This window comes from Winogradskyella ouciana (assembly GCF_009709615.1).
Lineage (GTDB): Bacteria > Bacteroidota > Bacteroidia > Flavobacteriales > Flavobacteriaceae > Winogradskyella > Winogradskyella ouciana.
The window spans coordinates 749,492-774,340 of record NZ_WJYA01000004.1 but is presented as its reverse complement, the minus strand read 5'-3'; the positions used below and the strand labels follow the sequence as shown (position 1 = coordinate 774,340).

The following is a 24,849-nucleotide window of genomic DNA, read 5'->3' as shown; positions in this document are numbered from 1 at the left end:
TATAAGCTTATGAATTGTTATTTTCTTCAACACCAATGTTAGTAGAATCTAAGATATATAAAGGTCGTCCTTTTACATTAGAATTAATTCTGCTGACATATTCACCTATTACTCCAATTGAAAGCAACTGAATTCCACCAATAAACGCTGTACTTATCAGTAATGACGTCCAACCTGTAATGGTCACTTGGAGAATGTAGTGAGAAAAGACCGCATAAATAATCAAAAGGAAAGAGAAAATTGAAATTACAAAACCCAAACGACTAACAAATAAAAGTGGTTTGTCTGAGAAACCCGTAATACCATCAAAAGCTAATCGCAACATTTTACCATACGAGTAACCACTTTTACCATGCTTTCTGGTCTCCCTATTAAAAAAAACATGAGTTTGTTTAAAGCCTAGCCAAGCTATTTGGGCTCTTAAAAACTTATTCTGCTCAGGCATTTTGTTAATAGCCTTGACAACTTTTCTTGAAATCAATCTAAAATCACCTGCATCTAATGGAATGTCAAAAGACACCCATCGTTTTAATAATCTATAGTAAAGTTTTGCCGTGAATTTTTTAAGAAAAGATTCACCCTCTCGTTTATTTCGTTTTGCATATACTACATCAAAACCTTCGGTATACTTTGTATACAATTCTGAAATTAATTCCGGAGGGTCTTGTAAATCTGCATCTATAATAACGGTACATTCTGCATCGCAATGCTCTAAGCCAGCCGAGACCGCTATTTGATGGCCGAAATTCCTACTAAGACTGAGATAAAATACCTTAGGGTTATCTTCAGCTATGGATAAAATTTTAATTAAAGAATCATCTTTACTACCATCGTTCACAAATATAATCTGATAACTATCTGTTATAGATCCAAGCGTTTTTTTTATTCTATCATATAGCTCCGAGAGGTTCTCAGCTTCATTATAAACAGGAATTATTACAGATATAATATTATTTGCCATTGTATCGATTAAGTATATGTGCTAAGATAAAAGAAATCAGTCAACTCAATTATTTGCCCTATCTGATTTGTAGATACTGAAATAATTATCACTCCAAACTTCTTCGTAATAGTTTCTTTTTAAAAAATCATTCATTAACTCTATGGATTTTCTTCCGTGCAAAATGGAATTGTTTTTTTCAGGGACCATATATTCTGGTATTGGTTCAGAAAATTCAATAATTGTTTCAAACTTTTGAACAACCACTATTGGCAATTCATCTATTTCAGTTTCAGCTTTTTCTATTTTCTTTTTAAAAGAATAATGATCATAAATCCCAGGCCAAGGATTATAAGTATATGGTAATGTACTAGTTAAATAATGCACCATAGGTATATGATCATAGGCGAATAGATAATCACCAGGTTCTACATAATGCTCTAAATTTGCTAACAAGTTGTTTACTATTTTTGCTCTGGCTTCAGTAGTATAAATGTACTTTGCTTTTTTGCTATTTATTGCAAAAGTCTTATCCAACCTACTACCACTGTCAAAATATGCACCGTTAGATATATTATAAGCTTTAAAGGTTAAAAAAGAAATTGTTAAAGCGTACACTAATAGTTTTGAAACTGCCAATGACTTCTTTTCAGCGTTAAAGTCTTGTTTGGTCAATTCCGTTGATGACATAATCTTTTTAACTATAATTTGAAGTACAAAATAGAACAATGGAAAACCTAGCCATATCGTCATATAGCCACTATTTTTTATACCACCTCCAGAACCCAAGGTCATTGTAGCAAGCATTATAAATGCCATAAGGGCAATTATTCTAATTTCCGTATTGAATCTTTTTGAAAACAAAGTCCAAATTGAACCTATATAAGCCAGTGTATAAATTGAAAAGATACCATTTCTCTGAAACCAATACACTAACAAGCCACCAAAAAACATGGCTATTAAATACAGTAAATACTTGCGTCTTTTTACAATTATTAATGTAATGGTGGTTATTAAAAATAGTCCTGCAAATTGAAAAAAGGCGATTACTATGTTATAATGATTATAATATTGCGCCTTAATCACCGATTTAAAATTATGTGCACTGCCCTCCGTGTTACCAACATCCATCATCGTAAAAAGTGCATTTTCCATAACGTGAAGCTGTCCGCTAATAGAAAGAAAGAGATAAACGAAGAAAAAACCTAAAAACACACCTAAAACTGAAAACCCAATTGGTTTTAACATCGATTTATATTCTACATTTTCTAAGTAGAAATAAACGGGAATACCCAGGAAAAGACTAATTAAAATAAAGTTAGGAAGTCGAGTCATTCCGTTTAAGACGAAAATAAATCCAACTATGATTAACAACTTATATTTTTGGTTCAATAGTCCTTTACTCAAAAAATATACCATCAATACCGTTAAAAGAGAAGTGATTTGGTTATGGTAAAAGGTTAAAAAACCATAATCGTTAACAAATAGCACCATTAAGAGACTAAAAATCAAGAATGGTCTAGGCATGTATTTTTTTAGAATCTCAAAACTCAAGATAAAGGTTGACGTGTTCGTAACAATACCCAAGACTCTAAACCAAATAATACCTCCGTCTTCATTAAGTTGGTGCCAGAGACCACCCAACACACCTGAAAACCAATATAGAAAATTATATTCCACACTTTCAGGGTTAGAAAATATCTGCTGATAAAAAGTTAACACAAATCCATCGTCACAAATATCAAACCCTTGAAACATAAGAATAACCTGTATGAATACAATAATGACAATTGTAACATATAGATCATTTTTAAGAAAACGTGTCATTTTCATTCCTATAAGTTTATTGCTAATATAAGTTTAAGCATCAAGAATTAAGACTTACAACCATTGCCATATACATTATCTAAATTTTAATGCTAAAAAAATATGCTATAAGAAATCTGTTTATGATATTTACATATTCTACCCAATTCAATGGATAAAGACTACGAAAAAAAATACCACGAGTTAGAAGATTCTCATTTCTGGTTCAAATCTAGAAGAAATTTTATTATTCAATTACTGAAAAACGAAAATAAGAACAGTAAAATTCTTGATGTAGGATGCTCCTCTGGTTTATTATTAATGCAATTGGTGAAAAACGGTTTCGACAAAAAGAATTTATATGGTATTGATATTAGTGAAGAAGCCATAGAAAATTGCCGTAAAAATAACCTCAATAACTGTTTTGTAATGTCAGGTGAAAACATTGCACTAAATCAAGATTTTGATATTATAATAGCATCAGACTGTCTAGAACACATTGAAAATGACAATGATGCTTTAAAAAATTGGAAGCAAAACCTTAAAGAAAATGGTAAACTCTATGTTTTCGTACCAGCATTTATGAATTTGTGGAGTAACCATGATGTCGTTAATATGCATTTTAGAAGGTATACCGAAAATAAACTTACTAAAATGGCCATAAAATGTCATCTAAAGATTAAAAAATCTGGATATTGGAACATAACTTTATTTATTCCGCTGTATATAATCAGAAAAATAAACAAGCTTTTCTTAACCAAGAAGCTAAAACAAACTAAGGGCGACCTTTATCATATTGGAGTGTTAAACAAACCCCTTTTAATGTTATTAAACTTGGAAAATAAAATATTAAAATATTTCAAATTTCCTTTTGGCATTAGCACCTATATTATTGCAGAGAAATAAAAAACTAAGAATTTTAACCCAATACTTTTTCTATTTTTACATTTAAGTTTTAAGCCTTACAATGCTCAGATTCAATTACAAAAACCCAGGCCCAGAAAAATATTTATTACTCGTGGCCTACCTAATTGTAGTTCTATATTGCTTATACAATGAACCCATTTATTCTCCAGACACCTACAGCTATCTAAATGCGATGCCCTTTAGGCAAATGGGTTATGTGATTTTTTTTAAGGTTTTTAATACCGTTTTTGGAACTTATTTTGATGTTGCCGTTGTTGCATTTCATGCTGTATTTAGTCTTTTTGGTGTCCACCTTTTTTTCACAAGGATCTCTAGACTATTTCAACTCAATAATCTTTTAAAGTTTCCCTTACTCATCATATTGCTCTTTCCCTTTTTTCCACCATTGAGCATTGCCAATAACCTATGTTCTGAAGGTTTAGGGTACGGATTATACCTTTTATTCATAGCCTTAGGTATGGAAGTTCTATTTAACAAAAAGGGTCATTATATTAAGTATTATTTAATTGCTTATCTCCTTCTGGTTTCCATTAGAAGTCAATTCATTATTTCCACGCTTATTTTCGCTGGTACTTATTTTTTGATGTACAGAAAAGAAATATTTCAAAAAAAACATCTTTTAAATGTATTAATGTTTTGTGGTATAATGCTCATTGCCAGCCTTTCCGAAAGAACATACCACAAACTTAAAGATGGGTTCTTTAAACCTACACCTCTAGGATATACTAGCGCTTCTACCGCTCCAATTTATCTTTCAGCCAAGGACGATTACAAACTCTTCAAAAACAAAGACTATCAGGAAATTTTAAAAACAAGTTACGATACTTTGGCACATAAGAATCTATTGCCAAAACCAGATTACTCTACGCAAGAATCTTATAAATTTTTTCATGATAATTTGCCTAAAATATGTAATCAAACCCTTAGGGTAATAGGTACGTCGTACTATTTTAATCAGCCAGAAATTAAAAACTGGGATACAAGCAAAAAATCTGCTTATTCCTTTTTTAAAACTGAAGAAGCCTGTAAAGCATTTACCAAGGTTTTAATTTTAAACAACTTTAAGGAGTGGTTGAAATTATTTTACGCAAACCTTACATATGGTTTTAAATCCCAATTATTGCTGTGGTTTGTAGTTATAATGTTTTTTTATAGCCTTATAAAAACATTTCTTAACCATAGAAAGAAATATGCCATCATATTTCTTTTATCGTCTCTAATACTATCTAATGCTATGTTTATTGCTTTTGCAGCACATTCCATACAACGCTATCTGTTTTATAATTATGCTTTAATATTTTTGTTGTTTATTAGCATCTACAACCTTACTAAACGTGATCAAAAATCCTGAGCTTTCAATAGTAATGCCATGCCTAAACGAGGCAGAAACCTTAGCTATTTGCATAAAAAAAGCGCAATCATTTTTCAAGGCCAACGAAATTAATGGGGAAATTGTCATTGCCGATAACGGCAGTACAGATAGTTCAATTGCAATTGCTGAAAATCTAAATGCTAAAGTTGTACACGCCGCACAAAAAGGCTATGGAAGCGCATTAAAAACAGGTATTGAAGCTGCTAGCGGAACTTATATCATTATGGGAGACGCAGACGATAGTTATGATTTCAGCAATCTTATGCCATATCTCAATAAATTGCGCGACGGATTTGATTTGGTAATGGGCAATCGTTTTAAAGGTGGTATTGAAAAGGATGCCATGCCTTTTTTGCACAAATATCTTGGCAATCCTGTATTGTCTTTTATCGGAAAATTGTTCTTTAAAATTAAAATCAATGATTTTCATTGTGGCTTAAGAGGCTTTTCAAAAGCTGCATATCAAAAAATGAATTTAAAAACCTCTGGAATGGAGTTTGCTTCAGAAATGGTGGTAAAATCTAGATTGAACAATTTGTCAATTACCGAAGTACCAACAACACTAAAAAAAGATGGACGAAGCCGAAAACCACATTTAAAAACATGGAGTGATGGCTGGAGGCATTTGCGTTTTTTAATGCTCTACGCGCCCAATTGGCTTTTTCTCTATCCTGGAATCCTATTGGCTTTAATCGGTTTAATCTTATCCATATTACTCATCATAAATCCTATAGAGTTTAGTGGAATTACACTAGACGTACACACATTATCATATACATCTGCATTTCTATTGGTAGGTTTTCAATTCATTATATTTTATGGTCTAACCAAGATTTTTGCTGTAGAAAATGAGTTGTTACCGAAGTCTAAACGTTATAACAAACTTTTTAAAATCATTAACCTTGAGAAAGGTTTAATTATCGGTTTTTGCCTTCTGCTTATTGGTCTGTTTTTGAGCTTTAAAGGCTTGTCCGTTTGGAGTGATACAAATTATGGATCATTGGATACGAGCACAACCTTACGAATTATTATACCTGCAATAACTTTGCTACAACTCGGTATTCAAACCATTCTGTTTAGTTTGTTTTTTAGTGTCTTAGGCTTAAAAAAATAACGCTTAGCCTATTTTCTCAAAAACAAACAAATTATTTAGACCCAGTTGAAACGTGTGATGGTTCAATAGTTTAAATTGATTTTTGTCAAACAGTTTGGGTGTGTCTTTTGCCTTAAATCCATAATGTTCCTCTAGAGACATGCCATCAATTAATCTCAGTTTAGATAAAACCCAAAGGATATGATCTACAAATGGAGAAGGCACGGTAATAATAATACGTCCTTTAGATTCTAAATACTTATAACAATAGTTGCTTAACTTAGATTGTTCTTCTTTTGGAATATGTTCTAACACGGCCAACATTGTAATACAATTAAATTTTTTGCCTTTAGGCAAATCTTCAGGAAATTTACCTTTTAACAATGCATAGTTTTTACCAGTTATTGTCCTTTTTAGCAAGGGGTCTAAACCTAGACTTTCTCCGATGGGCTTCATTGATAATTTTTCAAATAAAGTTGCGTCAAAACACCCAATGTCTAAAACTTTATCACCTTGCTCTACATAAGGTTCAGTTTTTTTAATTCGCCAATCTCTTAAAAATCTATCTAAAAACTTCATTTAAGTTTATTTACCATCAAAATTAGAGAAATAAAAAAAGAGAAATACCGCTAAGCATTTCTCTTTATTTTCTATATGTTACTTTTTTCGAAAGTTAAATCGATTTGTTACGTTTACGATCTACTTCCTTCAATAATATTTTACGTAATCTCAAGTGGTTTGGCGTTACCTCAACATATTCATCCTTTTGGATATATTCTAAAGCTTCTTCTAATGAAAACTTAATTGCAGGTACAATTTTAGCCTTATCATCTGCTCCAGAAGAACGTACATTACTCAACTTTTTGGTTTTTGTAACATTGACTACCATATCGTCACCACGTGAATTTTCACCAATCACCTGACCTTCATAAATATCTTCACCAGGATCTACAAAAAACTTGCCTCGGTCTTGTAATTTATCAATCGAATAAGGAATAGCTTGACCGTTTTCCATTGAAACTAAAGATCCGTTTTGACGTTCTGGAATACCACCTTTTAACGGTTGATATTCTTTAAAACGGTGTGCCATAATAGCTTCACCAGCAGTTGCTGTTAACAATTGATTACGTAAACCAATAATACCTCTAGAAGGTACAATAAACTGGCAAACCATACGATCACCTTTGGCTTCCATACTTATCATCTCCCCTTTTCGCATCGTAACCATTTCAATAGCTTTACCTGAAACAGTTTCTGGCAAATCAATGGTCATTTCTTCAAAAGGTTCGCATTTTACACCATCTATTTCCTTAATGATTACTTGTGGCTGACCTATCTGAAGTTCATAACCTTCACGACGCATCGTTTCGATTAAAACAGATAAATGCAATACACCACGACCAAACACCATAAACTTATCTGCACTGTCGGTTTCTTCAACACGCAATGCCAAGTTCTTTTCTAGCTCTTTAGTTAAGCGCTCTTTAATATGACGAGAGGTTACAAACTTACCATCCTTACCAAAGAAAGGCGAATCGTTAATGGTAAATAGCATGCTCATTGTTGGTTCATCAATGGCTATGGTCTTTAACCCTTCAGGATTTTCTAAATCGGCAACCGTATCACCTATTTCAAAACCTTCAAGTCCAACTATAGCACAGATATCTCCAGTTCGTACTTCATCTACTTTTTTACGCCCTAAGCCTTCAAACGTATGTAGTTCTTTAATCTTACTCTTCACAATCGATCCATCTCTTTTTACCAATGAGATCTGCTGATTAGCTTTTAAATTGCCGCGCGTTAAACGACCTATTGCAATTCTTCCAGTAAATGAAGAGAAATCTAAAGATGTAATCAACATTTGGGTTGTTCCTTCTTCAATTTTAGGCTCAGGAATATGTTCTATAACCATATCCAATAATGGCTCGATGTTGTCAGTTTCATCTTGCCAATCCTCACTCATCCAATTGTTCTTTGCAGAACCGTAAACGGTAGGAAAATCCAGTTGCCATTCTTCTGCACCAAGCTCAAACATTAGATCAAAAACCTTTTCATGTACCTCATCTGGTGTACAGTTTTCCTTATCTACTTTATTGATGACAACGCATGGCTTTAACCCTAAGTCAATAGCTTTCTGCAACACAAAACGCGTTTGTGGCATAGGACCTTCAAAAGCATCCACCAAAAGCAAGACACCATCAGCCATGTTTAAAACACGTTCTACTTCACCTCCAAAATCCGCGTGACCAGGAGTATCTATAATATTAATTTTTGTGTCTTTATAGACCACAGAAACGTTCTTCGAAGTAATTGTAATACCACGCTCACGTTCTAAATCATTATTATCTAGAATTAAGTCTCCTGTATTCTCATTTTCACGGAAAAGTTGACAATGGTACATAATCTTATCTACCAAAGTGGTCTTGCCGTGATCGACGTGTGCAATGATTGCAATATTTTTAATCTTGTTCATAATTGGCGCAAAATTTTAAGCGCGCAAAGGTACACCTTATTATCCTCACTTCGTTAATATTATGTTATTATTTAATCCAAATGCAATTTCTATTCGTAATTTTAGTTATAAGATTGATTAATAGTAAAAAGCCTTCCCACAACTAAACAACCGCTAATTGGGCTATTTACACCAGCTTGTCGGAAGACAATCTGATTTAAATAAAAGACAGATGAATACAATTAGCAAATACACCAAATTTATACCTTATCTATATTTTATATCGGTAATAGCCTATTGGTTTACGTACATAAATAGAAGTGAAGGTATTTCGGCATATCCAATATTACTATTTGGCATTCCTTTTTTATGGCAATTGATAAAGCCAAACAGAAACCTTAATTTTTCGTTAGGTATTGTTTTTGTTTGTCTATCATCATACCTCATATTAGCATACTTGTCTAATTTGCTCAACATTGTCAATTGGTCTGAGTCAGCCAAACGCTTATTATTTTATGGCGGAGCTTTAGTTATTGGAAACTTTGTAATGTCGCTTTGGATTATTAGAAACAGTATAAAAAAGGTATTTTAATACTATCTTTGCGACTTAATATTAAGTCTCTAAGCTTTGATAACTATTCCGAAATTAAAACACACCGAATCCGACAATTTCTTTTTGCTTTGTGGTCCTTGCGCCATTGAAGGTGAAGACATGGCACTTCGTATTGCTGAAAAAGTCGTTTCCATAACTGACAAACTTCAAATTCCTTATGTATTTAAAGGCAGCTTTAAAAAGGCAAACAGAAGTCGAATTGACAGTTTTACAGGCATAGGCAACGAAAAAGCTTTAAAAATTCTCAGAAAAGTTTCCGAAACTTTTGATGTGCCAACAGTTACCGATATTCATGAAGCTTCTGACGCGGCTATGGCTGCAGAATATGTAGACGTATTGCAGATTCCTGCATTCTTGGTTAGGCAAACTGATTTGGTTGTTGCAGCGGCCGAAACCGGAAAAGTCGTCAATCTAAAAAAAGGGCAATTTATGAGTCCTGAAGCCATGAAACATGCAGTGCAAAAAGTAAAAGATGCTGGTAATGATAAAGCTTGGATTACCGATAGAGGGACGATGTTTGGTTACCAAGACATGATTGTGGATTTTCGCGGCATCCCAACAATGCGTCAATACGCTCCTACGGTTTTAGATGTCACTCACTCTTTACAACAACCTAACCAAAGTATTGGTGTTACTGGTGGACGACCAGACATGATCGAAACTATTGCAAGAGCAGGAGTCGTTAATAATGTAGATGGTCTGTTTATTGAAACGCATTTTGATCCGGCTAACGCCAAAAGCGATGGTGCTAATATGCTACATTTAGATAATTTAGAAGGCTTATTGAGTAATTTGGTGGCTATTAGAAAATTGGTTTCTACCCTTTAGAACGCTTTGGTTTTAATATCAACGTAAAAGGGTTTATATTAATTTCCAACTGTTTTTTAAGCACATAAACCACAACTTCATCGTTAATATCTTCAACAGATTTATAACGTAATGATCGGATTGATTTTCGGTTGGCATCTACAAAATAATCTGTAAACTCATCTATTTGGTCAAAATGCCAAAAGGCCAAATCCACATAATTTTTGGATTGATTTAGAAAGCATAACGGAATACCATTGCAGTAATAAAACGGAATTCGCCATTTGTAAAGTAATTCAGCATTTGGTGCTACGGCTTCGACTATTGCTTGAAGTTGAAGTAAAATGGATTTATAGGGCTCCGGTTGATTTAAAATATAGGTTTCGGCTGGATTCAAGGCTAAAACAATTGAATAACTCCAATCACTATCAACCCAATTCCAATAATAGCTTTAAAAGGCATTAACTTAGCAGATAACTTTCTCAAACTTGTTTCTAATGCTGGCACTTTACCAAAAGCATGGGTTAATAACAATATGCCACCTAGTATACTTGCAATATTAAATAATAGCCCATCCCAAAACTCAAGAATAGCAAGAATGATTAAACCAAGACCAATAGCAGTCTGAAACGGTGCTAAAAAGCCTGCGATTTTATTAAAAAAATTGCTTTCTCCATCCCATTTATCCAGTGTAGCGAGTCCGAGTAGTATGCCGCCAGCAAGGTTTGCAATGGCTAAAAGTAATTCTATCATAACGTTCTAAATTTTTATTCTTAAAAACATAAATTTAGTTAATATCTTCTAAAATAGTTTTGTTCAATTGAAATAAAATACTTTACTTTGTATTTCAAAGTACTTTTTATTATGAGCAACGAAGATTATCTAAAGGACATCAGCGAGATTAAGAATTTAATGAATAAATCATCTCGTTTTATTTCATTAAGCGGTTTGTCTGGTGTATTGGCTGGCATCTATGCTTTGATTGGTGCGGCCGTTGCCTATTGGCTGGTTGACACTTACAGTGATGGTAAATTGTATATTTTTCATGGTTGGGTATTTTGGACCTGCATGTCTATTCTTCTTTTGGTTGCTTTATTAAGTGCACTTACAGGAATTATCCTTACTACCAGAAAAGCTAAAAAGAACAATGAAAAAATATGGGATAGTTCGTCTCGCAGATTGCTCTTTAACTTTTTGATACCGCTTCTTGTTGGAGGTGTTTATTGCTTTATTATTTTAAACCAAGGTCGCTATGGACAAACAGGAGGTTTAATGCTTATTTTTTATGGCTTGGCTTTGGTCAGTGCATCAAAATACAGTATTGGTGACATTAAATATTTGGGATATATTCAAATTATTTTGGGACTTATAGCGAGTTATTATCCTGGCTATGGCTTTTGGTTATGGGTCATTGGTTTTGGAATTATGCATATAGTTTATGGCACTTGGATGCATTTTAAATATGATAGGAGATGAATTTCTCGCAAAGCCGCAAAAGACGCAAAGCAAATACTGAATACTGAATACTGAATACTGAATACTGAATACTGAATACTGAATACTGAATACTGAATACTGAATACTGAAATTTGAGCATAATCACCAACATAAACAAACTTTTTGACCATAGAATACGGCTTGGTATCATGTCCGTGCTTATGGTAAACGAATATGCCGATTTTAATACCTTGAAAGAACTATTGGGAGCTACGGACGGTAATTTGGCAAGCCACACCAAAGCCCTAGAAAAAGCAGAATATATCTTGGTTGAAAAGCAATTTATAGGCAGAAAACCAAATACAAGATACAGTGCCACTAAACTCGGTAAAGCCGAATTTAAAAAACACATTGAAGCGCTAGAAAAATTAATTAAAAAAACGGAATGAGCAACCTATCCAAATTTGATAAATTCTATTTAGAAATTAAAGACAATCGCTGGTATTGGTATTTTTCAATATTTTGCAGGTTGATTTTAGCTATAGGTTTTTTCACGGCTGGTATGGTTAAAATTATGGATGAGCGCTTTGCTAGTGGGTTATCTCACTTACATCCAATGGGAGCATATCTAGAAGCGCTCTATCACACTGGCTATTACTATACGTTTATTGGTATAGCACAAGTCATTGCGGCAATACTGCTACTCATACCTAGAACAGTGGTTTTGGGAGCACTTTTATATTTTCCAATCATCATCAATATCTGGATACTTTCTTTTGCGGTTAGATTTGAAGGCTCATTTATTTCTTCTCCACTAATGGTATTGGCCAACTTGTATGTTTTGGTTTTGGCATTACGATAAACTAAAGTATATAATGCCCTTTAAAAAATTTCCGGATTTTGGTATAATTAAACACCCTAAAAAGCTGAGCAACAAATTTCCATGGCTATTTTTTATTGGTGTGGCATCCTCTTTCTGCATTATTATTGTGTATTCTTTATTTGGACATGAGGTAATGCCACGCAACTCACTATCCGATTGCAACAAACAATTTATAGGCACTAATAACGAAATGGCAGGTATTGAATTTTGTGAATGCTTACATGTACAAGGACAATCTTTAGACGACTGCTTAGCAACTTATGAAAAATCTAAAATATAACTATGCAATATTTCGTACATAAAGATTCTATAGTACGCCAAATTTGGGGAACAAGTGATACCATTTTACTGGTCTTTGCTGGTGCATCTGCTGAATTTGCGCTCAACAAAGCTGTGGACTGGCTTTATTTTACGGGTAAGTTGCCGAAGGATCCTTTGGGTCGCTTGTTTTCAACAGTAAACTATGCCAGAGTAATAGTATTTTCAGAAGAAACTTCTGCTATAAAAGCTATTGATACTATGAATGACATTCATGGAGCTGTGGAGAAAAATAGAGGGCAAAAAATTCCAGAATGGGCTTATAAAGATGTATTGTTTATGCTGATTGATTATTCTATTCGTTCACATGAATTGCTACAACAACCGTTGTCAATTGAAGAGAAACAAGAAGTTTTGAATGTATTCAACCGTGTTGGTCAACATATGGGAATTAAGAATCTACCTCTCTCCTATTCCGAGTTTCAAATTACCAGAAAGAAACATTTGGAAGAGAACCTAGACAATGGAAATTTAACCAAAGATCTATATAGACAATACAGAAAACATTTAGGCTTCGTAAGGTATCGTCTATTACTGGAATCCCAGATTTTGTTGTTACCAGAATCCGTAAGAGAAATGCTTAATTTGAGAAAAACATCACTGTTAACACCAATGATTTCAATTTATAAACTATTTAGAAGCATAAAACTAGATTGGATGATAAAAGAAATTTTATTACCATCAGCTTACAAACAGGATATTAAACGCATGAACATTACATAAATCTATTTTTTTAACCATTTACTTTGAAAAACAAAGTACTTTACAAACCTCAAAATATGAAAAAAATATTATTATTTATCGGAGCCCTATTATTCAGCACGCTATTCTATGACAAAAGTATTGGGTTGAATTTATTTTTATTCAGCTTAGTGACTATAGTCGTGCTGTTCGCAAACAACAAAGAAGATTTTAAAAGTAAAAGGACGCTTCTTTATAGCAGTTTATATTTAGCTACTGGATTGGCGGTTTTCTTTCATGATTCTTTATTGTCCATTATTGCAAATTTTGTGGCATTTTTTACCTTAATTGGGTTATTGTCCGAACATAAATCATCTATCTATGTCAATTGGCTCAATGGCTTCTACACCACTATTGCTGGTTGGTTTCATCGCAATTTCTCATTAAATGAAACTACACAAGCAGTAGAACCTAAAAGAGACATTGATTATGCACATTGGGCTAAACTCATTTTTGTTCCTGCAGTTATAGTCATCCTATTTATATTACTTTATCAAAATGGTAACCCAGTATTTAACAATCTGATAGATAAAATTGATTTCAGCTTCATCAATTTGCAATGGTTGCTTTTGGCAGGTTTAGGTTATTACTTGCTTTCAAATATCCATAAACCCATCGAAGTTGAACCTGCAACGGAACTCGATTTACAAACCGGAAACACCTTAGAAAAAACAAACAAATTTTCAATTCCGAAGTTAAAACAGGAAAATCAATTGGGCAATATTCTCATTTCCTTATTGAATATTCTAATTGTCATTTTCTTGATTACTGATATCACTTTTATTCTTACCAATATGGATATTAGAGCGTCGTTGTTCTCATCTCAAGTTCATAGCGGAATCAACGCCTTAATAGCCTCTATTGTCATTGCCATAATCATTCTACTCTACGTATTTAGAGGCGACCTCAATTTTTATAAGGAAAATAGTACACTTAAACGATTGGCTTTTACATGGATTATGCTCAACGTAATGCTTGTGCTAACCATTGCCATAAAAAACGGACAATACATCTACTACTTTGGGCTCACCTATAAACGCATTGGTGTCCTTGTATATCTCACACTTGCCGTTACAGGGCTTATTACCACACTTGTTAAAATTGATAAGATTAAGAACATTTGGTATCTATTGCGTTTAAACACAAAAGCAGCTTTTGTAGTACTTGTTGTAGCAAGTATGGTCAATTGGGATTATCACATTACCAATTACAATTTTAATTACGCGAAGTCTATGGATTTTAACTACCTCATTGAGCTGTCTAACAACAATACATTGCTATTAAAAGAAAAAATCGACAACATACCAATGGGTAGCGACTCCATTCAAAAAATTGAAGAAAAATACAATAGATATGTCTATGAATTGAGCACCAATTCATGGCAAGAACTACAGTATGACAACTTAAAAATAGACACTAAGTAAATGATAGTTTTAGTGATTTTTGGATTCCTTTTTATAGGATTAATGACATTTACGATAGTTAGACTAAGCATTTCTTGTGTTTTTTGGTCGTACCGAAGACCTGTGGATAAGCCATATGTTTTTAAAGTGTGCTTTCCATACTACATTATCATTTTGTCTGCAATATGTATAGCGTTAATACTAAAGTTCGATAATCATCCTGTCGCCATTTATTATTTCTCTTCAGTTTACCTAACAGCTTTATTAATCTGGAAAAGTGAAATAAAATCTAGCTTAAAAAAGAACAAAAAATTTGCCAATGAACCAAATCCTACCCAACTACCATGAACAACCTATTAATTATAATATCATAATGAAAAAACTAAAAATTATAATACTGCTTCTTGTTCTAATTGGCATTGGTGTTTTTGCAACCTACCATTGGATGGGTTTTAGAACAAAGCATTTGGTCTATGATAATGTTGACGCGATACCTAAGAATAAGGTCGGACTACTTCTTGGTACAGGTAAGTACGCAGCAAATGGCAACATCAATCTATTTTACAAATACAGAATTGATGCTACAGTAAAACTTTACAAAGCCGGAAAAATTGAATACATCTTAGTAAGTGGAGACAATAGCAGAAAAGATTATGATGAACCTTCAGATTTTAAGAATGATTTAATTGCAAGAGGAATTCCCGCCAATAGAATCTTCTTAGACTATGCTGGGTTTAGAACCTTGGATTCTGTGGTGAGAGCCAAAGAAATATTTGGACAAACATCCATTACGTTCATTTCTCAAAAATTTCATAACCAACGTGCTATTTACATCGCCAACCACTTTGATATAAAAGCTGTTGGTTTTAATGCCAGAGATGTTTACAAATCACATTTTAGAGAATATTTGGCACGTTCTAAAGCTAGTCTGGATTTAGTATTTAATGTTAAACCAAAATTTTTAGGAGAAAAAATAAAAATACAATGAAGTTACAATTCAACAAAAATTATCTGGTCTTAGCACATTTTTTATTTCTCATAGAATTGGCTATCGCCTTTATCATAAAAACAGGATTTATTCGCTACACCTTTGGCGATTATCTGGTGGTCATTTTACTGTATGCAATTTTTAGAGGATGCACCAATCTGAGTGTGAGGGCCTCAGCTTTGGTCGTCCTCTTAATTGCCTATAGTATTGAGTTGCTTCAGCTCACACCATTCTTAACCTACTTTAATTTACAAGATAGTGTTGCTGCTAAACTCATTTTGGGAAGCACGTTTCAATTTGGGGATTTAGTTGCCTATACACTCGGAATAATCTCAGTATTAATTATAGAACATTATGCAAACTATAAAAACACTCATACAGTCAAAGTTTAAAACGCTATCCTTAGTCACAGTTGCGTTAACTTTTAGCATCATTGTACTTTTTGTACGAATAAAGCTGAATCAATCATTCTTTTATCTCTTTTTAGTCTGGAATGTCTTTTTGGCCATCATACCATATACAATTACCATGTATTTAAACTCAAAACCAGTGATAGGCAAACTAAAACTTGGGTTATGGTTTTTAGTTTGGCTAGCATTTTTACCCAATGCACCATATATAGTTACTGACTTAATTCATATCAGGGTTGCTAATGATACGCTATTATGGCTTGATGTTTTGGTGGTATTTTCGTTTGCCTTAAGCGGTTTGCTCCTCTTCTACCTTTCTATATTGGATATGCAACAATTGATTGCAAAGCGCTTTAGGAAAGTTCCTATAATTACCTCGACATTGTTCATTTTATTTCTGTGCGGCTTTGGAGTGTATTTAGGTCGGTTTTTGCGTTATAATTCATGGGAAATTATAAGCAATCCACAGGTTTTAATTGCTGATGTTTTTAATATACTTGTAGCACCGTTTCAACATGCAGATGCTTGGTTGTTTACACTAGGTTTTGGAACTTTTTTAGCAGTTGGTTATTGGATGTTTAAGAATTTCTATGCTTCACCATCCACATAATCCTGAAGATAAGAAAAACGTTTTGTCAGTTTACCCTCTTCAGTAGTGATCCTAGCGCGTTTTAAAATACCTTCTTGATCATTATTAAAAAATGCAGGAATCACATGTTCTACAAATGTTTCACCAAATCCTTCACTCGCATCCTTTGGTAATTCGCATGGCAAATTATCCACTGCCATAACGGTGATGGCATCCTTAGCATCAAAAGCAACTTCTTGTTCTGTTTGTGGATGATAACCATAAAAAGGATTGGCGATGGTTGAAGGACGAATCGTACTAGCCACAGGGCCATCAATGTCGCAAGAAATATCTGCCACTAAGTTGATTCTAAAATCAGGGTGTTTGGCATCTTCTCTAGTAAACAGATATGGTGCATTATTTCCATAGAAATGGCCTGCTATAAAATAATCGGTTTCTTTAGCATAAGGCATAAAATTACTTTCATAACCTGTTGGGTCTTTATAGAACTCCCACTTGTCGCCTACTTTACCGTCTTTGCGTTTGGCATATTCCATAACGTCCGCCATAACGTAAACGGGCTCTGTGAACTGCGAAGTTAAATAGAGCGCATCACTGATTTCCTTAATACCTAAATGATCTAAAATTTCTTTGGCTCCATGAGCAACTTTCCCAGTTCCAGTCAATAAAATTTTAATATTCGGAATGGTGATTTTATCTAACTCAGCTTTAACTTCATTAAGATCTGCAAGCGTTTCTACCTTTGGTAAATTAAACAAACCATCCCTTAAACCTAAAGCTCTGAAACCATTGTAAGCACCTACCAAACCAGCATAGCGACCAAAACCTATTAGTCTAAAACCTTTTTCGTTAACAATAGTTTCATGATCAAACATTTCAATATTTTTTTCGAGCATAGCCAATAGAAGCTTTCTATTATAAGGCTGCTTTTTTATGGTATGAGAAAAATAGAAGTATTTTTTATTTGGAATTAAATTTTCAATCGGAACTTCCTTAACACCAATCATTACATCGGCATCAGAGACATCATCAGTCACTTCAAAGCCTAGCTTAGCATAAGATTCATCAGGAAACACTCTAATATCTGACGATTCAACCACAAATTCGGCATCTGGGAATCGTTTTCTGGCTTCTGCTAAAGTTTCAGGAGAGAATACCACACGTCTGTCTGGCGGGTTTTTACGTTCTTTTATAATGGCGAATTTCATTGGGCTTAAAATTTTGCCAAAAATAACGTTAATTAAAACCGTTTACAAATCAATCCGCTCGCTCGACTTCACTCTCACTTTTTAAGACCGTATCTCCATCTTCCTGTTCTATATAAAGCACTTTATTACCAGATTTTCCTTTCCTAGTTACTTCGTTTCCTTTTATGGTTTTTGTAACTTCTTCTGTGTAGGTTTCAATGACTGTGCCATGGGCAGTGCCATTTCCCCATTTCCATTTTACTTTGGTTCCTTTTTGTATCATTTTTTATTGGTTTCGACTGAAATTAAAACTTTAATCTGACATTTTTTCTTAACAAACTGATAAATAAAGTTTGGTATGGCTTTTGAGTTAATAATTTTAGTAATTTCGCACTTCTTATGGACATTAGAAGTGCTTTAAGAAACTATCATTTAAGGGGTCGACTGGTTTTGACAGCGAGATTAATTAAATGGTAAGCACGTCGTGTAATGGTTTTGAAACACGTAAAAGGCTGAACCAAATTTTTAAACGGCGAGAATAACTACGCTTTAGCTGCATAATCTGAATTATAGTAAGATTCGTGCTTATTCCTGCGAGGCAGGAAGGCTAAATGTCTCCAGAAAGCCCTAGTCAGTGGCGTTCTTTTTAGAGGCATCGTAAAAATTGACTAAGATTGGGTAGTGCTTTGATGCCCTTTCGAGATTTAGAAGCTAAGTTGTAAGTAGGTTGTCTTTAACCAGCTTGCAATCGAAAAAATAAGAAAAGAATAAACGTGTAGAAAGCCCTTTGGTTACTTGTTTGGACGAGAGTTCGATTCTCTCCGACTCCACGACACTCACAACTGCGTTGTGACTTAAAATAGAAAAACCCATCAAGTTTACTTGTTTGGGTTTTTGTGTTTAAAGGCATCTGTGTTGAAAACACAGGCAGTTGTATTTGCAACTTTGGAATCACTAGAGAACAACGCAGTTAATCTCTCCTCCTTAAAAAATAATCAGGTTTCAGGATCTCTCCTAAATATCTTTACAAGATTGAAAATCAGAACACAAAACGTTACCCACATAATTCCCGCAATATAACCACCCAATACATCTGATGGGTAATGTACACCTAAATAAATTCGACTTATGCCAATGCTTAATATCAAAATCGTCAAAATAGTGATTAGACAGACTTTTAAAACTTTGTTCATTTTAAAATAGGCTATTAGGTAAATTAAAAAACCATAAAATGCCATGGACACCATGGCATGTCCGCTCGGATAACTAAGAGTCTTTACCGTAACCATGTGCTCTCCCAAAGGCCTTGACCTATTGATGATTTCCTTTAATAAAACATTGGAACTAAGCGCCAAAATCAATACCAAACCAAGTTGTGCTATATATTTCCAATGTTTAAATACAGCCAAAAAAACAACTATCAATAGGCCAAATACTATCCCGTAACCTATAACATCGCCAATTTCGGTTACTGCTACCATATAATCTGTAAGAAATGCTGATTTATGAGTCCAGACGTACTCGCTTATGGCTTTGTCGTAACTCTCAAAAAGTTCGGACATCATTCCATGAGTGAATTTCACAAATAAAATGATGGATACAACCACTAAAATAGTTGATAGAAATGCAGTGATAATGTAAGGCCATTTAGGGTTTGAATTGTGAAATTTCTCCTTTAAAAGGTTTTTAAGCCCTCGTAAAAAATCGATTAGTTGTTTTCTCATATCTTATATCATAAACTGTTATGCACTGGTAGTGCCATTAGTTTAAAACCTAAATCCGGCTGTAAATATGATACGGCTATCTTCAACACTTTTGTAATACCCTATATTAGCTGTAAATGCCTGAAATCCGTTTATAAAAACCGAACCACCATAACTGTTGTGCCATTTGTCTGAATCTTCATTATCGTTCCAAACACGACCAAGGTCGAACCCACCCGTAACACCTATTCTCAGAGGAACAAAGCCAGTGCGTTGTTCTAAAAAACACACTCTGAGATCTGTCATTTGGAAAAAGGCTGTTTTCCCCATAAAACGTTCGTTTCTGAAACCTCTTAAACTATTATTGCCGCCAACTGTAGCTGCGTGGTAAAACTCATAGTTATCACCGAACCTAAAATCTGCCTGAACTTTAGTTGCCAAAGTCGCCAAACCACTTTCATGAATCGGGTAAATAAAGGACGCTGTTGGTGTAAGGTATGTAAATTTATTGTTGAAATCTGAATCAATAGTTTGCTTGTACCCAGCTACAAAACCTAATTGCAACCCTCGTGTTGGTAAACTAATCATTCCTGATTTATTATTAAATTCTATACCAACCTCTGCGCCTGCATATATTTGATTATCAAATACATTATTATCTGGGTTTAGGAATGCTTGTACGAAACCATTCTGGCCATCATCAACTTGGTTTGATTCTACTCGTGCCGCTACATGTGCACTTACATTTCCTCCAGTTTTATAGACAAGTGATGGTTGTATATGCCATTGGCTAATTCTTGTTCTGTTAAAGTCTAAGTCATCCGTATCTCCATCATAAGGGGTCTCATTTCCAATACCAAAGAAGTTAATAGCATATTTATCGCTTGTCACTCTTGTATCCAATTCTAAATTCCAGTTGTAGAATACGTGTGCAAACTCACCAACATAAGAAAATTCAAAACCTGAAGTTGCAGCATAATACGCGGCATTCAATGTATGCTTTGTAGTAAAAGGATTTCTTAGCAAACTGTAGGTTGTAAGTGTATTGGTTGCACCGGTTTTAAAACCTGCATCAGGATCAAATCCTATGGTTGGCAACAAAACATTGTTAGCATCTTTTCGCTTTTGTGGATTATAATTATTTACATCATAACTATCAGTTAGCCACTTGCTAACTGAACCGTTAAACGTATTCTTTTTTGATCTGTAATCGTAAATTTTTACAGCTTTACTGTTTTCAATATTATAAATATCATTTTCCTCACCTCCAAAAATCTTGGTATGTATATAACTATTTCCTTTACCTTTTACTGTAATTTCATCGTCACCGTCTAATGCATAGATCCAAAGTTCTTTGGTTTCGTCTTTATTATAGGTGTTCTCTAAAATGATTTTGTCTTTTTGGGTAATAAGAACCTTGGTCTTGCCGTCTGGCATTCTTTCTATGGTAATCTTATTGTCTTTATTGGTTGCTACGACTATTTCGTGTTTTTTAAAATAATCGTAATAATCTTTGGCAATGGATACCATATTTTCTCGTCGCTGTTTAAGAACAGATTTGATATGTTCAGTACTTTCGTCCTTGGTATCTGCAAGTAAATTCGCAAAGGCATTATCAATAACCTCATCGGTAAGGTTATTTTGAATATTTTCCGCCTGGGTTTTCCAGTCCTCCCAACTTGCCTCGTTTATAAAGCTTTTATCCAAATAATAGACGGCATTGTTAAATGTCTTAATATTATCAACTTCTGGCGCATAGGTCTGCATATTTCTCGCCAATGGAGAAGTTAATTTTAAGATTGCAGGAAACACACCGTCGTATTTTGGAAAAGCTTGATCACGGTCTCTCGGAATAGGTTTATAAAGCAGCGTACCATCTTCTTTCTCGTGCAATGCCCAACGCCATTGGTCTGCATGTCTGTCCCAATCACCAATGAGTATATCAAACAATCTTGCTCTTAAATAACTGGCCTCATCGATTTTAACGTCTTTATCATTTTGGAGCTCTAACAACATATCCTTGGTACTGATAATATCATCTGCATTTCCGAAGGTGTCAAATTCTTTATTTTCGTCTCCTACGTGTTCTTCAAACATGTAAAGTTTATCACCATAACTTTCATTAAACCTTCCTAAACGTTTTTGTTTTGGCACATAGACAATTTTAGGGTTAGCATGTGGAATATCAATTGCATCTAAAAGTTCGTTTATGGCAAACTGTGCGTAAGGTTGAGCTGTTGTGTAATAATCCTGAACTATGTCCTCCACAACAGTATCATCTGCATAGTCTATCACATAATGATCCTTTATTTTAGATTGTAGAAACCTTAATGCGCTTTTTCGTAGTTCCCTAATGGTATATTCGTTCTCATTGTCATCAATTAACCTTAAGCTTCGCGATTGGTTTCCTCCACCTTCGGTAATTGCCCTAACGTTATTGGGCAAACTATCTAAAAACAAAACGGGAGCTTCAATCTCGCGACCATAGATTTCACGATAATGGTCTCCCCAAAACCATTTGTAAAAACCAGATTTATTAACTTCTTCTTTTGTGTAAATAGCGTCTTTGTATGTTGAACCGAAATCAGATTTTTGATGATAGTCAAAATCTTCAAGTTCTCCTTTTTTCAATTTGATTTTGGTTGTAAATGCTTTTGTAACATCACTCCCATTAACTGTATAAATTTCGACTTCTGAGCTCCCATCCTTAAAGACATTCAACTTTGCAAATCCTGTCTGGTCTGAACCAAAATGGCCATCGTCTTCATTTGGGTTTGATTTCGAAGTTTTTCCCGACGCGCCACTTATAATTTGCAGAATACCATCATCTTTTAAAAATTGAAGGTTTTTATCGCTACCAGAAACAAATATCACATCTTGAAATTGACTTGCCAAGGTTTCTAAACGGCCAACCAAATATTGCATATCGTTGTGGTAATAGGCTTGCTTAGATAAGCCACCCATACGACCAATCAATCCTTTTCTTGTGGCTGTAAGCACTGGATGATGAAGTGCCACCACAATAGTTTTATTCTGCTCATCTTTAAGTTCATCTTTAAACTGAAGAAAGAATTGCTCTCGCGTTTTAATCTCACAATCGTTGTTAATATAAGGATGGTCGTCCCAATCTTCAAGATACCATTGCGTATCTACCATCACCAACTCTACCTCATCACTTAATGTTTCACGCTCTATTGGGCAACCGTCGTTTGGCCAAAATTTAGCGTCGCTATTATCTTGTAAAAATGATTCGAGATCATCAATATTTTTATGGCCACCTTTATTCCATTCGTACTTACCAGGAATAAAAATAATTTCACCATTAAAACCAGAAAGTGGCTCTAAGACATTAGTCACTAAAAACGCTTCCTCAGCCTTTCTTTCACTTTTGGATTCTGGATATCCTTTTGATCTGGTACTGTTACCCAATCCTACAAAAGCGGCATTAGAGTCGCTTTGAGAAGCATTTACTATAGCCTTTAATATTTGATTGGCCTTTGAATGGGATTCCTGTCCGAGATTGGCTGTAAAATATATACTTTTTGATATCGCTTTATCCTTTTCTTGTGCTAGAAATTGTGATTGAAGACCAAAAACCATAAGTATGATTAATGAAAGCCTGGTATGAAAATGATTTTTTAACAATATAACCATAGGTAATTAAAAACTTGTTTTATCAAAAATCATAAATTAATCGCTATTATAGGTGCTTTTATCAATTTAATATTAAAGCAATACATAATTTTGATACACAATAAATGATGTTTAATAGTGTTTCAGCAAAATTTTAAACGTAATGAACAAAACGAGTACTAATTATTTTTAGAATTTTATAGAGAAAGAAAAGTATATCTTATGGAACGACCTAGAGTAAAAAACGAAGATCAATACGAAGCCTTAAGAGGTAAAGGTTACAGCAAAGAAAAATCGGCGCGTATTACCAACACTCCAAATGCAGGTAAAAAAGGAGGGAAAGCGAGTCCGTATGAGGAATGGACAAAAGCCGAACTTTACGAACAAGCGAAAAATGTAGGTATTGACGGAAGATCCAAAATGAGTAAAAAACAATTGATAAACGCATTGCGCAATAATTAATATTGAAAGTAATCTCACTTTTTGTCGACTAATCTTAAATTGAAATCACATTCGATTATAACAAAAATCATAATATGCTAACTTGGAAAGATGTTATCAACTTTTCCGTTAACGGAAATCCAACGCCAGATAGACGCGTTGAAAAATCAGAAGCTGAATGGAGAGCTCAATTAACTCCAGAACAATACCGAATTACAAGAGAAAAAGGGACTGAGCGACCACACAGTGGAGCACTCTGTACAGCCTACGACGAAGGTCAATACAATTGTATATGCTGCGATACACCATTATTTGATTCTACCATAAAATTTACCTCTGGCACAGGTTGGCCGAGCTTTACACAGCCTATTAAAGAGAATGCCATTAAATATGAAAAGGATTCTTCCTTCGGTATGGTGCGTGTAGAGGTGATGTGCAATACTTGCGATGCTCACTTGGGTCATGTTTTCCCAGACGGTCCAGAACCAAGCGGTTTGCGTTATTGCGTTAATTCCGAATCATTAACCCTACAAAAAGAAAGCGTTGATGATCAATAAAAATCTTCAGACAGCAACTGTTGGTGGAGGTTGTTTTTGGTGTACCGAAGCAGTTTTTGAAGAGGTTGCAGGCGTAGAGAAAGTAGTTTCTGGCTATACTGGTGGAGATGCTCCCGGTAGACCAACCTATAGAGAAGTTTGTTCTGGTTTATCAGGTTTTGCCGAAGTAGTGAAAATCACCTTTGATGCCAATGTGATTTCTTACGAAGATATTCTTGTTATTTTTATGACCACCCACGATCCTACCTCATTAAATAAACAAGGAGCGGACAGAGGCACGCAATATCGTTCTGTTATTTATTATCATAATGAAAACCAAAAGGAAATTGCTGAAGCTGTTTTTGACGCACTAACACCTTATTACGATAAGCCAATTGTAACCGAACTTTCTAAAGCAGAAATTTTTTACGAAGCTGAAAAAGAGCATCAGGATTTTTACAAAAACAATCCTAATTATGGCTATTGCAGTTATGTGATAGACCCAAAGTTGGCCAAACTGCGCAAACTACATTCGGATAAATTGAAAAATACTTAGGTAAGAGAATGGGT

Annotated in this window: 27 protein-coding genes and 1 other RNA gene; 18 read left to right on the top strand and 10 right to left on the bottom strand. The window is 34.2% G+C overall.

Annotated elements, in window-relative coordinates; all coding sequences use genetic code 11:
* Nucleotides 1-7 precede the first annotated feature (7 nt).
* Complete coding sequence (locus tag F1003_RS07420) at nucleotides 8-961, bottom strand: glycosyltransferase family 2 protein (protein ID WP_155088565.1); 954 nt, start codon at nucleotides 959-961, stop codon at nucleotides 8-10.
* 45 nt (nucleotides 962-1,006) lie between these two features.
* Complete coding sequence (locus tag F1003_RS07415) at nucleotides 1,007-2,773, bottom strand: hypothetical protein (RefSeq protein WP_155088564.1); 1,767 nt, start codon at nucleotides 2,771-2,773, stop codon at nucleotides 1,007-1,009.
* A gap of 144 nt (nucleotides 2,774-2,917) precedes the next feature.
* On the opposite strand from F1003_RS07415, the gene F1003_RS07410 reads away from it, so the two are divergent.
* From F1003_RS07410 to F1003_RS07400, 3 genes are all read left to right on the top strand, one after another.
* Nucleotides 2,918-3,652: a class I SAM-dependent methyltransferase gene (locus tag F1003_RS07410; protein WP_155088563.1), complete on the top strand. Its 735-nt coding sequence runs from the start codon at nucleotides 2,918-2,920 to the stop codon at nucleotides 3,650-3,652.
* Between the two features lie 61 nt (nucleotides 3,653-3,713).
* Entirely contained in the window at nucleotides 3,714-5,024 is a 1,311-nt protein-coding gene (locus F1003_RS07405; protein ID WP_155088562.1) for a hypothetical protein, read from the top strand.
* The gene (locus F1003_RS07400; protein ID WP_368732358.1) at nucleotides 5,008-6,159 is read left to right on the top strand and encodes a glycosyltransferase family 2 protein; all 1,152 of its coding nucleotides are present in this window, start codon (nucleotides 5,008-5,010) and stop codon (nucleotides 6,157-6,159) included. The genes F1003_RS07405 and F1003_RS07400 overlap by 17 nt, the downstream gene beginning before the upstream one ends.
* Nucleotides 6,160-6,162: 3 nt before the next feature.
* On the opposite strand, the gene F1003_RS07395 is transcribed toward F1003_RS07400, so the two are convergent.
* A complete protein-coding gene (locus F1003_RS07395; protein ID WP_155088561.1) occupies nucleotides 6,163-6,717 on the bottom strand; it encodes a methyltransferase domain-containing protein in 555 nt (184 codons plus the stop codon).
* A 94-nt stretch (nucleotides 6,718-6,811) separates the two neighbouring features.
* A complete protein-coding gene (gene typA / locus F1003_RS07390) occupies nucleotides 6,812-8,611 on the bottom strand; it encodes a translational GTPase TypA (protein WP_155088560.1) in 1,800 nt (599 codons plus the stop codon).
* A 211-nt stretch (nucleotides 8,612-8,822) separates the two neighbouring features.
* Between typA and F1003_RS07385 the strand changes: the two genes are divergently transcribed.
* Complete coding sequence (locus F1003_RS07385) at nucleotides 8,823-9,182, top strand: hypothetical protein (RefSeq protein WP_155088559.1); 360 nt, start codon at nucleotides 8,823-8,825, stop codon at nucleotides 9,180-9,182.
* Nucleotides 9,183-9,227: 45 nt separating this feature from the next.
* Nucleotides 9,228-10,031: a 3-deoxy-8-phosphooctulonate synthase gene (gene kdsA, locus F1003_RS07380; protein WP_162306928.1), complete on the top strand. Its 804-nt coding sequence runs from the start codon at nucleotides 9,228-9,230 to the stop codon at nucleotides 10,029-10,031.
* Here kdsA and F1003_RS07375 read toward each other — a convergent pair.
* A complete protein-coding gene (locus F1003_RS07375; RefSeq protein WP_155088557.1) occupies nucleotides 10,021-10,407 on the bottom strand; it encodes a DUF1801 domain-containing protein in 387 nt (128 codons plus the stop codon). The two genes, kdsA and F1003_RS07375, sit on opposite strands and share 11 nt — an antisense overlap.
* Nucleotides 10,408-10,409: 2 nt before the next feature.
* Nucleotides 10,410-10,763, bottom strand: a complete 354-nt coding sequence (locus tag F1003_RS07370; protein ID WP_155088556.1) for a hypothetical protein — start codon at nucleotides 10,761-10,763, stop codon at nucleotides 10,410-10,412.
* Between the two features lie 111 nt (nucleotides 10,764-10,874).
* Between F1003_RS07370 and F1003_RS07365 the strand changes: the two genes are divergently transcribed.
* The 9 genes from F1003_RS07365 to F1003_RS07330 all read left to right on the top strand — a co-directional run bounded on the left by F1003_RS07365 (nucleotide 10,875) and on the right by F1003_RS07330 (nucleotide 16,800).
* The gene (locus F1003_RS07365; RefSeq protein WP_155088555.1) at nucleotides 10,875-11,486 is read left to right on the top strand and encodes a hypothetical protein; all 612 of its coding nucleotides are present in this window, start codon (nucleotides 10,875-10,877) and stop codon (nucleotides 11,484-11,486) included.
* A gap of 113 nt (nucleotides 11,487-11,599) precedes the next feature.
* Nucleotides 11,600-11,896, top strand: coding sequence for a winged helix-turn-helix domain-containing protein (locus F1003_RS07360; protein WP_155088554.1), 297 nt, complete (start codon nucleotides 11,600-11,602; stop codon nucleotides 11,894-11,896).
* Nucleotides 11,893-12,309: a hypothetical protein gene (locus F1003_RS16920; protein WP_235898291.1), complete on the top strand. Its 417-nt coding sequence runs from the start codon at nucleotides 11,893-11,895 to the stop codon at nucleotides 12,307-12,309. Before F1003_RS07360 ends, F1003_RS16920 begins: the two co-directional genes overlap by 4 nt.
* Nucleotides 12,310-12,322: 13 nt before the next feature.
* Nucleotides 12,323-12,610, top strand: coding sequence for a hypothetical protein (locus F1003_RS16915; RefSeq protein WP_235898290.1), 288 nt, complete (start codon nucleotides 12,323-12,325; stop codon nucleotides 12,608-12,610).
* A gap of 2 nt (nucleotides 12,611-12,612) precedes the next feature.
* Nucleotides 12,613-13,371, top strand: a complete 759-nt coding sequence (locus F1003_RS07350) for an oxygenase MpaB family protein (protein ID WP_155088553.1) — start codon at nucleotides 12,613-12,615, stop codon at nucleotides 13,369-13,371.
* Nucleotides 13,372-13,427: 56 nt separating this feature from the next.
* Nucleotides 13,428-14,813: a DUF4153 domain-containing protein gene (locus F1003_RS07345; protein WP_155088552.1), complete on the top strand. Its 1,386-nt coding sequence runs from the start codon at nucleotides 13,428-13,430 to the stop codon at nucleotides 14,811-14,813.
* A 298-nt stretch (nucleotides 14,814-15,111) separates the two neighbouring features.
* The gene (locus F1003_RS07340; protein WP_438695859.1) at nucleotides 15,112-15,780 is read left to right on the top strand and encodes a SanA/YdcF family protein; all 669 of its coding nucleotides are present in this window, start codon (nucleotides 15,112-15,114) and stop codon (nucleotides 15,778-15,780) included.
* Entirely contained in the window at nucleotides 15,777-16,172 is a 396-nt protein-coding gene (locus tag F1003_RS07335; RefSeq protein WP_155088551.1) for a ribosomal maturation YjgA family protein, read from the top strand. Before F1003_RS07340 ends, F1003_RS07335 begins: the two co-directional genes overlap by 4 nt.
* Entirely contained in the window at nucleotides 16,135-16,800 is a 666-nt protein-coding gene (locus tag F1003_RS07330; RefSeq protein WP_155088550.1) for a DUF1361 domain-containing protein, read from the top strand. Before F1003_RS07335 ends, F1003_RS07330 begins: the two co-directional genes overlap by 38 nt.
* On the opposite strand, the gene F1003_RS07325 is transcribed toward F1003_RS07330, so the two are convergent.
* Nucleotides 16,779-17,987: an NAD(P)-dependent oxidoreductase gene (locus F1003_RS07325; protein WP_155088549.1), complete on the bottom strand. Its 1,209-nt coding sequence runs from the start codon at nucleotides 17,985-17,987 to the stop codon at nucleotides 16,779-16,781. The genes F1003_RS07330 and F1003_RS07325 overlap by 22 nt on opposite strands.
* 49 nt (nucleotides 17,988-18,036) lie before the next feature.
* Nucleotides 18,037-18,249, bottom strand: a complete 213-nt coding sequence (locus tag F1003_RS07320; RefSeq protein WP_155088548.1) for a hypervirulence associated TUDOR domain-containing protein — start codon at nucleotides 18,247-18,249, stop codon at nucleotides 18,037-18,039.
* 153 nt (nucleotides 18,250-18,402) lie between these two features.
* Here F1003_RS07320 and ssrA point away from each other — a divergent pair.
* Nucleotides 18,403-18,799: a transfer-messenger RNA gene (gene ssrA / locus F1003_RS07315) on the top strand.
* 162 nt (nucleotides 18,800-18,961) lie between these two features.
* On the opposite strand, the gene F1003_RS07310 is transcribed toward ssrA, so the two are convergent.
* Both F1003_RS07310 and F1003_RS07305 read right to left on the bottom strand, forming a co-directional pair.
* The gene (locus F1003_RS07310; protein WP_155088547.1) at nucleotides 18,962-19,690 is read right to left on the bottom strand and encodes a phosphatase PAP2 family protein; all 729 of its coding nucleotides are present in this window, start codon (nucleotides 19,688-19,690) and stop codon (nucleotides 18,962-18,964) included.
* A 42-nt stretch (nucleotides 19,691-19,732) separates the two neighbouring features.
* Nucleotides 19,733-23,269 carry a bifunctional metallophosphoesterase/BamA family protein gene (locus F1003_RS07305; protein ID WP_155088546.1) on the bottom strand — a complete coding sequence of 1,179 codons (3,537 nt, stop codon included), beginning with the start codon at nucleotides 23,267-23,269 and terminating at the stop codon, nucleotides 19,733-19,735.
* 255 nt (nucleotides 23,270-23,524) lie between these two features.
* Here F1003_RS07305 and F1003_RS07300 point away from each other — a divergent pair, with 255 nt between their 5' ends.
* The 3 genes from F1003_RS07300 to msrA all read left to right on the top strand — a co-directional run bounded on the left by F1003_RS07300 (nucleotide 23,525) and on the right by msrA (nucleotide 24,835).
* Complete coding sequence (locus F1003_RS07300) at nucleotides 23,525-23,764, top strand: DUF7218 family protein (RefSeq protein WP_155088545.1); 240 nt, start codon at nucleotides 23,525-23,527, stop codon at nucleotides 23,762-23,764.
* Nucleotides 23,765-23,838: 74 nt separating this feature from the next.
* Complete coding sequence (gene msrB / locus F1003_RS07295) at nucleotides 23,839-24,300, top strand: peptide-methionine (R)-S-oxide reductase MsrB (RefSeq protein ID WP_155088544.1); 462 nt, start codon at nucleotides 23,839-23,841, stop codon at nucleotides 24,298-24,300.
* Nucleotides 24,290-24,835, top strand: a complete 546-nt coding sequence (msrA, locus tag F1003_RS07290; RefSeq protein WP_155088543.1) for a peptide-methionine (S)-S-oxide reductase MsrA — start codon at nucleotides 24,290-24,292, stop codon at nucleotides 24,833-24,835. Before msrB ends, msrA begins: the two co-directional genes overlap by 11 nt.
* Nucleotides 24,836-24,849 lie beyond the last annotated feature (14 nt).

Coding starts and splice junctions, on each gene's coding strand:
- F1003_RS07420 (WP_155088565.1), bottom strand. CDS start 961: ATGGCAAATAATATTATATCTGTAATAATTCCTGTTTATAATGAAGCT.
- F1003_RS07415 (WP_155088564.1), bottom strand. CDS start 2,773: ATGAAAATGACACGTTTTCTTAAAAATGATCTATATGTTACAATTGTC.
- F1003_RS07410 (WP_155088563.1), top strand. CDS start 2,918: ATGGATAAAGACTACGAAAAAAAATACCACGAGTTAGAAGATTCTCAT.
- F1003_RS07405 (WP_155088562.1), top strand. CDS start 3,714: ATGCTCAGATTCAATTACAAAAACCCAGGCCCAGAAAAATATTTATTA.
- F1003_RS07395 (WP_155088561.1), bottom strand. CDS start 6,717: ATGAAGTTTTTAGATAGATTTTTAAGAGATTGGCGAATTAAAAAAACT.
- typA (WP_155088560.1), bottom strand. CDS start 8,611: ATGAACAAGATTAAAAATATTGCAATCATTGCACACGTCGATCACGGC.
- F1003_RS07385 (WP_155088559.1), top strand. CDS start 8,823: ATGAATACAATTAGCAAATACACCAAATTTATACCTTATCTATATTTT.
- F1003_RS07370 (WP_155088556.1), bottom strand. CDS start 10,763: ATGATAGAATTACTTTTAGCCATTGCAAACCTTGCTGGCGGCATACTA.
- F1003_RS07365 (WP_155088555.1), top strand. CDS start 10,875: ATGAGCAACGAAGATTATCTAAAGGACATCAGCGAGATTAAGAATTTA.
- F1003_RS16920 (WP_235898291.1), top strand. CDS start 11,893: ATGAGCAACCTATCCAAATTTGATAAATTCTATTTAGAAATTAAAGAC.
- F1003_RS16915 (WP_235898290.1), top strand. CDS start 12,323: ATGCCCTTTAAAAAATTTCCGGATTTTGGTATAATTAAACACCCTAAA.
- F1003_RS07350 (WP_155088553.1), top strand. CDS start 12,613: ATGCAATATTTCGTACATAAAGATTCTATAGTACGCCAAATTTGGGGA.
- F1003_RS07345 (WP_155088552.1), top strand. CDS start 13,428: ATGAAAAAAATATTATTATTTATCGGAGCCCTATTATTCAGCACGCTA.
- F1003_RS07340 (WP_438695859.1), top strand. CDS start 15,112: ATGAACCAAATCCTACCCAACTACCATGAACAACCTATTAATTATAAT.
- F1003_RS07335 (WP_155088551.1), top strand. CDS start 15,777: ATGAAGTTACAATTCAACAAAAATTATCTGGTCTTAGCACATTTTTTA.
- F1003_RS07330 (WP_155088550.1), top strand. CDS start 16,135: ATGCAAACTATAAAAACACTCATACAGTCAAAGTTTAAAACGCTATCC.
- F1003_RS07325 (WP_155088549.1), bottom strand. CDS start 17,987: ATGAAATTCGCCATTATAAAAGAACGTAAAAACCCGCCAGACAGACGT.
- F1003_RS07320 (WP_155088548.1), bottom strand. CDS start 18,249: ATGATACAAAAAGGAACCAAAGTAAAATGGAAATGGGGAAATGGCACT.
- F1003_RS07310 (WP_155088547.1), bottom strand. CDS start 19,690: ATGAGAAAACAACTAATCGATTTTTTACGAGGGCTTAAAAACCTTTTA.
- F1003_RS07305 (WP_155088546.1), bottom strand. CDS start 23,269: ATGGTTTTTGGTCTTCAATCACAATTTCTAGCACAAGAAAAGGATAAA.
- F1003_RS07300 (WP_155088545.1), top strand. CDS start 23,525: ATGGAACGACCTAGAGTAAAAAACGAAGATCAATACGAAGCCTTAAGA.
- msrB (WP_155088544.1), top strand. CDS start 23,839: ATGCTAACTTGGAAAGATGTTATCAACTTTTCCGTTAACGGAAATCCA.
- msrA (WP_155088543.1), top strand. CDS start 24,290: ATGATCAATAAAAATCTTCAGACAGCAACTGTTGGTGGAGGTTGTTTT.